7 protein-coding genes and 1 riboswitch are annotated in these 7,796 nt (G+C 52.7%); of the genes, 5 read left to right on the forward strand and 2 right to left on the reverse strand.

The window, feature by feature from the left end; all coding sequences use genetic code 11:
• The first annotated feature begins 36 nt into the window (after positions 1-36).
• A complete protein-coding gene (gene oxyR, locus ACVXHP_RS23030) occupies positions 37-954 on the forward strand; it encodes a DNA-binding transcriptional regulator OxyR (RefSeq protein ID WP_038636079.1) in 918 nt (305 codons plus the stop codon).
• Here oxyR and sthA read toward each other — a convergent pair.
• Positions 937-2,337, reverse strand: coding sequence for a Si-specific NAD(P)(+) transhydrogenase (gene sthA, locus ACVXHP_RS23035; protein WP_003028860.1), 1,401 nt, complete (start codon positions 2,335-2,337; stop codon positions 937-939). The two genes, oxyR and sthA, sit on opposite strands and share 18 nt — an antisense overlap.
• 191 nt (positions 2,338-2,528) lie before the next feature.
• On the opposite strand from sthA, the gene fabR reads away from it, so the two are divergent.
• Together fabR and ACVXHP_RS23045 are read left to right on the forward strand one after the other, a co-directional pair.
• Positions 2,529-3,164: an HTH-type transcriptional repressor FabR gene (gene fabR / locus ACVXHP_RS23040; RefSeq protein ID WP_003028862.1), complete on the forward strand. Its 636-nt coding sequence runs from the start codon at positions 2,529-2,531 to the stop codon at positions 3,162-3,164.
• A 15-nt stretch (positions 3,165-3,179) separates the two neighbouring features.
• Positions 3,180-3,539, forward strand: a complete 360-nt coding sequence (locus ACVXHP_RS23045; protein ID WP_003825114.1) for a YijD family membrane protein — start codon at positions 3,180-3,182, stop codon at positions 3,537-3,539.
• 45 nt (positions 3,540-3,584) lie between these two features.
• On the opposite strand, the gene trmA is transcribed toward ACVXHP_RS23045, so the two are convergent.
• Positions 3,585-4,685 carry a tRNA (uridine(54)-C5)-methyltransferase TrmA gene (trmA, locus tag ACVXHP_RS23050; protein ID WP_447572233.1) on the reverse strand — a complete coding sequence of 367 codons (1,101 nt, stop codon included), beginning with the start codon at positions 4,683-4,685 and terminating at the stop codon, positions 3,585-3,587.
• A gap of 115 nt (positions 4,686-4,800) precedes the next feature.
• A riboswitch (cobalamin riboswitch) is annotated at positions 4,801-4,987 on the forward strand.
• Between the two features lie 65 nt (positions 4,988-5,052).
• Between trmA and btuB the strand changes: the two genes are divergently transcribed.
• Both btuB and murI read left to right on the forward strand, forming a co-directional pair.
• On the forward strand, positions 5,053-6,891 hold the full coding sequence (gene btuB / locus ACVXHP_RS23055) for a TonB-dependent vitamin B12 receptor BtuB (RefSeq protein WP_447572234.1): 1,839 nt from the start codon (positions 5,053-5,055) through the stop codon (positions 6,889-6,891).
• Positions 6,836-7,687 (forward strand): glutamate racemase, encoded by an 852-nt coding sequence (gene murI, locus ACVXHP_RS23060; protein ID WP_447572235.1) that lies wholly within the window; start codon positions 6,836-6,838, stop codon positions 7,685-7,687. The genes btuB and murI overlap by 56 nt, the downstream gene beginning before the upstream one ends.
• Positions 7,688-7,796 lie beyond the last annotated feature (109 nt).

The following is a 7,796-nucleotide window of genomic DNA, read 5'->3' on the forward strand; positions in this document are numbered from 1 at the left end:
ATCGCTACGAACTATCGTGGCGATGGAGGATGAATAATGAATATTCGTGATCTTGAATACCTGGTGGCGCTTGCCGAACATCGTCACTTCCGACGGGCGGCAGACTCCTGCCACGTGAGTCAGCCAACGCTGAGCGGACAGATCCGTAAGCTGGAAGACGAGCTGGGCGTCATGCTGCTGGAGCGTACGAGTCGCAAGGTGCTGTTCACTCAGGCAGGTCTGCTGCTGGTGGATCAGGCGCGCACCGTGCTGCGCGAGGTCAAAGTGCTCAAGGAGATGGCAAGCCAACAAGGCGAGACGATGTCTGGCCCGCTGCATATTGGTTTGATCCCAACGGTGGGGCCATACCTGCTGCCGCATATTATTCCTATGTTGCACCAGACCTTCCCAAAACTGGAAATGTATCTGCATGAGGCGCAGACGCATCAGCTGTTGGCGCAACTGGATAGCGGTAAGCTCGACTGCGTGATTCTGGCGCTGGTGAAAGAGAGTGAGGCATTCATCGAAGTGCCGTTATTTGATGAGCCTATGATGCTGGCGATCTATGAAGATCATCCGTGGGCAAACCGTGACTGTGTACCGATGTCCGATCTGGCGGGTGAAAAACTGCTGATGCTGGAAGATGGTCACTGCCTGCGCGATCAGGCCATGGGCTTCTGCTTTGAAGCAGGTGCTGATGAAGATACCCATTTCCGGGCAACCAGTCTGGAAACGCTGCGCAATATGGTGGCGGCAGGTAGCGGTATTACGTTACTGCCTGCGCTGGCTGTTCCGTCGGAGCGTAAGCGTGATGGTGTGGTCTATCTGCCATGCATTAAGCCAGAACCGCGCCGCACGATTGGCCTGGTGTATCGTCCAGGTTCGCCGCTGCGCAGCCGTTATGAACAGCTGGCAGAGGCCATCCGTGGATCAATGGATGGCCATTTCGACAGTGCGTTAAAACAGGCGGTTTAAGCCATTTAGCGCCGCTACCCGATAGGCTTCCGCCATGGTTGGGTAGTTAAAGGTGGTGTTAACGAAGTACTCGATGGTGTTACCACCACCTTTTTGCTCCATTATCGCCTGACCGATGTGAATAATTTCGGCCGCGCGTTCCCCAAAGCAGTGGATCCCCAGAATCTCTTTGGTTTCGCGATGGAACAGAATCTTCAACGTTCCGACACTCATGCCTACGATTTGCGCACGTGCCAGATGTTTAAACTGGGCGCGGCCGACTTCGTATGGGACTTTCATCGCCGTAAGCTGCTGTTCGGTTTTACCAACGGAGCTGATTTCAGGAATGGTATAAATCCCGGTGGGGATATCCTCGATCAGATGCGCGGTGGCTTCGCCTTTCACCAGGGCCTGGGCGGCAATACGCCCCTGATCGTAGGCCGCCGATGCCAGACTCGGATAGCCGATCACATCCCCTACGGCATACACATGCGGTAGCGCCGTCTGGTACATGCTATTCACTTTGAGCTGCCCACGGCTGTCGGTTTTCAGACCAATGTTTTCCAGCGCCAGCGAATCGGTATTACCGGTGCGGCCATTGGCGTACAGCAGACAGTCAGCCTTCAGCTTTTTACCGGATTTCAGGTGCATGATAACGCCGTCATCGCAACCTTCAATCTTCTCGTACTCTTCGTTGTGGCGAATAACCACACCGCTATTCCAGAAGTGGTAAGAGAGCGAGTCGGACATCTCTTGATCAAGAAACGCCAGCAGACGATCGCGGGTGTTGATTAAATCAACTTTGACGTCCATTCCACGGAAGATCGACGCATATTCACAGCCAATGACCCCCGCGCCGTAAATCAGAACGTGGCGAGGTTCGTGGTGCAGGCTCAGGATGGAGTCGCTGTCATAAACCCGGGGATGCGAAAAGTCGACGTCAACAGGGCGATAAGGGCGTGAACCGCAGGCGATCACGAATTTATCCGCGGTCAGCGTTTCCACCGTGCCGTCGTGGCATTCCAGGGCAATCGTGTGTTCATCAACAAAACGGGCATTCCCCTGCAAAATCTCGCAGTGATTACGCTCGTAAAAACCTTGCCGCATGCGCGTTTGCTGATTAATCACGTTATCAGCATGATTGAGAATATCGGCGAAGGAAGAACGGAGAAGTCGGGAATGGTCGCTGTAAAGTGGGTTCTGATTGAATTCAATAATGCGGCTGACGGCGTGGCGGAGTGCTTTCGACGGGATGGTGCCCCAGTGGGTACAGCCTCCGCCGACGTTATGATAGCGCTCAATCACCGCGACGCGCGCTCCCTGTTTAACCAGACCCATTGCAGCGCCTTCGCCGCCGGGACCGGAACCTATTACTATTGCATCGTAATCGTAGGAATGTGACATGGTCAGGCTTACCTGTTCTTATACATAAAAGCAACAGAATAGTAACATCGTTGTCGGGATAACCCAATTATCGTTGTGCTTTTTTGCGAAGTCGAAGCACAAACTGCGCGTAAACAATCATTAACAAAGCCATGCCAACCGCCTAATCTCTGGTATAGTGCCAGCAAGGTATGTGGAAGGATTCAGACATCGTGATGGGCGTTAGAGCGCAACAAAAAGAGAAAACCCGGCGTTCGCTGGTAGAGGCTGCATTTAGTCAACTCAGTGCTGAGCGTAGTTTTGCCAGTCTCAGTTTACGAGAAGTTGCTCGTGAAGCGGGCATTGCGCCAACCTCGTTTTATCGCCATTTCCGCGATGTGGATGAGCTCGGGCTGACGATGGTGGACGAAAGCGGTCTGATGCTGCGTCAGTTGATGCGTCAGGCGCGTCAGCGTATCGCCAAAGGCGGGAGTGTGATCCGTACCTCGGTCTCAACATTTATGGAGTTCATCGGCAACAATCCCAACGCCTTCCGTTTATTATTGCGCGAGCGTTCGGGAACCTCCGCAGCGTTTCGTGCAGCGGTCGCACGTGAAATTCAGCACTTCATTGCGGAACTTGCGGACTATCTGGAACTCGAAAACCATATGCCTCGTGCGTTTACTGAAGCGCAGGCCGAAGCCATGGTAACGATTGTGTTCAGCGCCGGGGCAGAAGCACTGGATGTTGGCGCTGAACAGCGTCGACAGCTGGAAGAGCGGCTGGTATTGCAACTACGCATGATCGCGAAAGGCGCATTTTATTGGTACCGCCGTGAACAAGAGAAGATGACGCACCACTCCGAGTAACGAGAAGGACGAGCAATGAAACAGTCAGGTCAAGATAAAGGTACGCTGCTGCTGGCGCTGGTTGCTGGCTTATCGATCAATGGCACATTTGCGGCGCTGTTTAGCTCCATTGTGCCATTCTCAGTATTCCCGATTATTTCGCTGGTGCTGACGGTTTATTGTCTGCATCAACGCTATCAGAACCGCACCATGCCTGTGGGGTTACCAGGCCTGGCCGCCGCCTGTTTTATTCTCGGCGTTCTGTTGTACAGCACCGTGGTACGCGCTGAATATCCGGATATTGGCTCTAACTTCTTCCCGGCGGTACTGTCGGTGATTCTGGTGTTCTGGATCGGCTTTAAAGTGCGTAACCGTAAGCAGGAAATTGCGGAATAATATTTGTAGGCCGGGCAAGCGAAACGCACCCGGCCAGGACATCACTTACTTCGCGGTCAGTAACACGCCACACTCCATATGGTGCGTATACGGGAACTGATCGAACAGAGCCAGACGTGAAACATTGTGCGTCTGGCTTAACGTTTCCAGATTCTTACACAGCGTTTCCGGGTTGCAGGAGATGTACAGAATCCGCGGATACGCCTGCACCATTTTCTCCGTTTCGCTGTCCAGACCGCTACGCGGTGGGTCAACGAAAATAGTTTCACACTGGTAACTCTTCAGATCGATCCCCTGCAAACGGTTGAACTCGCGAACTCCATTCATCGCCTGAGTAAACTCTTCTGCCGCCATGCGGATAATTTGGACGTTATCAATATGGTTTGCCGCAATGTTGTACTGGGCTGCTGCAACGGATGGTTTGGCGATTTCAGTCGCCAGCACGCGGTTGAAGTTTGGCGCCAGAGCTAATGAGAAGTTGCCATTACCGCAGTACAGCTCAAGCAGGTCGCCCTGGGAACCTTTGGTGACATCAATCGCCCATTCCAGCATCTGAATATTCATTGCGGCATTGGGCTGGGTGAAGCTGTTCTCAACCTGGCGGTAGATGATCTCTTTACCCGCGACTGGCAAGCGTTCATCAATATAGTCCTGGTCCAGCTCGATTTTGGTTTTGGTGGCACGGCCAATCAGATGCACGTTCAGGTTTTGCGCACGCAGCGCGTCCCGTAGCGCTTCGGCTTCCTGACGCCATTCGTCATCCAGCTTTTTATGGTACAGCATCGTAACGACCGCTTGATCGCTCAGGGTGGTGAGGTAATCAATCTGGAACAGTTTGTGGCGCAGGACACGGTTATCGCGTACCCCTTCAATCATTGCCGTCATCAGCGTGTTGATAAGCTCGCTGGCCGCCGGGAAGCTGTCGACGCGAATACGACTTTTCGTCTGTTGATCGAACATGATGTGGTACAGGTCATCACCGTCATGCCACAGCCGGAATTCGGCACGCATACGGTAGTGACTGACCGGTGAGCGAAACACTTCCGGAGCCTGTGTATAAAACGGTGTCATTAAGCTCTGCAGACGCACCACTTTTTCAGCTAACTGCGCGTCGTACTGTTCTGTCGGAAGATGTTCGGGGGTCATGATGCGTCCTGAAAAATAAAAGTACGCGGGGATTGTAGGGATTGCTCAACAGATGTCCAGTCATTGATGATTTCCGATATTGTGATACACAGTCTGGACAGTGGGTTGTAACAAACTGTAGCATCCGTTTTCCGGTCCTGTGAGTTAAAAGGGAATCCAGTGTGAATCTGGAGCTGACGCGCAGCGGTAAGGAAGGTAGGAGATGAGCGCACCTGGTGCAGACACTGCGGCTTGCCGTGGGAAGTCATCGTCTCTTTAAGTCGCCTCCAAGCCCGAAGACCTGCCGGCTAACGTCGCATCTGGTTTTCATCATCGCGTACTATCGGTGGGACCTGCGGCATCCTTCTTATATTGTGGATGCTTTACAATGATTAAAAAATCGTTGCTGTGGACGGCGCTTTCCGTCACGGCATTTTCTGGTTGGGCACAGGATGCTAGCCCAGATACTCTCGTCGTCACTGCCAACCGTTTTCAGCAGCCTCGTAGCGCAGTACTTGCCCCTATCACCGTTGTTACGCGTCAGGATATCGATCGCTGGCAATCCACCTCCGTGAATGATGTGCTTCGTCGCCTGCCAGGCGTGGATATCGCCCAATACGGTGGTATGGGACAAAATTCGTCTATTTCTATTCGCGGCACTAACGCCAGCCATGTTCTGGTGCTGATTGACGGTGTGCGCCTGAATCTGGCAGGGGTCAGCGGCGCAGCCGACCTTAGCCAGTTCCCGGTATCGTTGGTACAACGTATTGAGTACATTCGTGGGCCACGTTCGGCTATTTATGGTTCTGATGCGATTGGCGGCGTGGTGAATATCATTACGACGCGCGAAAAGCCGGGGACGGAACTGACCGCTGGCGTGGGAAGCAATGGCTACCAGAATTACGATGTCTCAACCCAACAACAGTTAGGTGAGAATACGCGCGTCACGTTGATGGGCGATTATGCCTATACCAAAGGCTTTGATGTTGTGGCTTACGGTAGTACCGGTTTGCAGGCTCAACCCGACAAAGACGGTTTCTTAAGTAAGACGCTGTATGGCGCGCTGGAACACAACTTCTCTGACACCTGGAGCGGGTTTGTTCGCGGTTACGGTTATGATAACCGAACAGATTATGACTCGGGTTATTATCCGGGGACGCCGTTAGTGGATACCCGGAAACTCTACAGCCAAAGCTGGGATGCCGGACTGCGATTCAATGGTGAGTTGATCCAGTCGCAGCTGGTTTCCAGCTATAGCCACAGTAAAGACTACAACTATGATCCGGATTATGGCCGCTATGACTCGTCGGCCACACTGGATGAGATGAAGCAATATAATGTGCAGTGGTCAAACAGTATGGTGGTTGGTCACGGTAACGTGGGCGCTGGTGTAGACTGGCAAAAGCAAACTACAGAGCCTGGCACCGGGTATGTCACGGACGGTTACGACCAGCGGAATACCGGTCTCTACTTGACGGGATTACAGCAACTGGGTGATTTCACGTTCGAAGGCGCGGCGCGCAGTGATGACAATTCCCAATTTGGGCGGCATGGCACATGGCAAACCAGCGCCGGATGGGAGTTTGTCGAAGGCTATCGTTTTATTGCCTCCTACGGCACCTCTTATAAGGCACCTAATCTGGGACAACTGTATGGCATGTACGGAAATTCCCATCTGGATCCTGAAGAGAGCAAACAGTGGGAAGGGGCATTTGAAGGGCTAACAGCGGATGTGAACTGGCGTTTGTCAGGATATCGCAACGATATCGATAACATGATCGATTACAACCCCCACACCAAAAAATACTATAACGAAGGCAAAGTACGTATTAAAGGTATTGAGGCTACAGCGAACTTCGACACTGGGCCGTTGGCGCACACGCTGAGCTACGATTACGTTGACGCACGCAATGCGATTACCGATAAACCCCTGGCGCGTCGTTCAAAGCAGCAGGTGAAGTATCAGCTTGACTGGCAGGTTTACGATTTTGACTGGGGTTTAACGTATCAGTATTTAGGAACGCGATACGACAAGGACTTCGTCACCAATCAGCCGGTAAAAATGGGTGGAGTAAGCGTGTGGGATCTGACAGTGGCATATCCAATCACCTCACAGCTGACTGTTCGTGGTAAAATCGCCAACCTGTTCGATAAAGATTACGAGACAGTTTATGGCTACGCAACTGCAGGGCGGGAATACACCTTGTCTGGCAGCTACACCTTCTGATCCACGTCCCACCGTGCTGGTGTTTGATTCCGGCGTCGGTGGGTTGTCGGTCTACAATGAGATCCGGAATCTCCTGCCGGATCTCCACTATATATACGCTTTTGATAACGTCGCCTTTCCTTATGGTGAGAAGAGCGAGGAATTTATCGTCGAGCGTGTTGTTGAGATTGTGACTGCGGTCCAGCAGCGCTATCCCCTCTCTCTTGCGGTCATCGCGTGTAATACTGCAAGCACCGTGTCGCTTCCTGCATTACGTGAGAAATTTGCCTTCCCGGTTGTGGGCGTCGTTCCTGCTATTAAACCAGCAGCGCGACTCACGGCGAATGGCATTGTGGGACTGCTGGCTACACGTGCGACGGTGAAGCGCTCGTATACCCATGAGTTGATTGCGCGGTTTGCTAACGAATGTCAGATTGCAATGTTGGGTTCCGCCGAGCTGGTGGAACTGGCGGAAGCGAAGCTGCACGGCGAAACGGTCTCTCTGGAAGAGTTGCGCCGCATTCTGCGTCCGTGGCTGCGGATGTCGGAACCACCCGACACGGTGGTGCTGGGGTGCACCCATTTCCCTCTATTACAGGAAGAGCTTTTACAGGTCCTGCCCGAGGGGACGCGATTGGTGGATTCGGGTGCCGCGATTGCGCGTCGCACGGCCTGGTTATTAGAACATGAAGCGCCGGACGCGAAATCAACCGATGAGAATGTCGCATTCTGTATGGCAATGACGACAGAAGCCGAACAATTATTGCCCGTGCTGCAACGTTATGGCTTCAAAACGCTCGAAAAACTGGCGGTTTAATCGGTTTTGATGAAAAAACGCGCACTCGGAAGATTATTTTAAATTTCCCCTTGTCAGCCTGAAATAACTCCCTATAATGCGCCTCCACTGACACGGAACAACGGATTAC

This window comes from Citrobacter freundii complex sp. 2025EL-00176 (assembly GCF_053309355.1).

What these genes read in the sequence shown, in the direction of transcription:
- trmA (WP_447572233.1), bottom strand. Translation starts at nt 4,685, where the DNA reads ATGACCCCCGAACATCTTCCGACAGAACAGTACGACGCGCAGTTAGCT.
- ACVXHP_RS23045 (WP_003825114.1), top strand. Translation starts at nt 3,180, where the DNA reads ATGAAACAGTCAGGTCAAGATAAAGGTACGCTGCTGCTGGCGCTGGTT.
- oxyR (WP_038636079.1), top strand. Translation starts at nt 37, where the DNA reads ATGAATATTCGTGATCTTGAATACCTGGTGGCGCTTGCCGAACATCGT.
- btuB (WP_447572234.1), top strand. Translation starts at nt 5,053, where the DNA reads ATGATTAAAAAATCGTTGCTGTGGACGGCGCTTTCCGTCACGGCATTT.
- sthA (WP_003028860.1), bottom strand. Translation starts at nt 2,337, where the DNA reads ATGTCACATTCCTACGATTACGATGCAATAGTAATAGGTTCCGGTCCC.
- murI (WP_447572235.1), top strand. Translation starts at nt 6,836, where the DNA reads ATGGCTACGCAACTGCAGGGCGGGAATACACCTTGTCTGGCAGCTACA.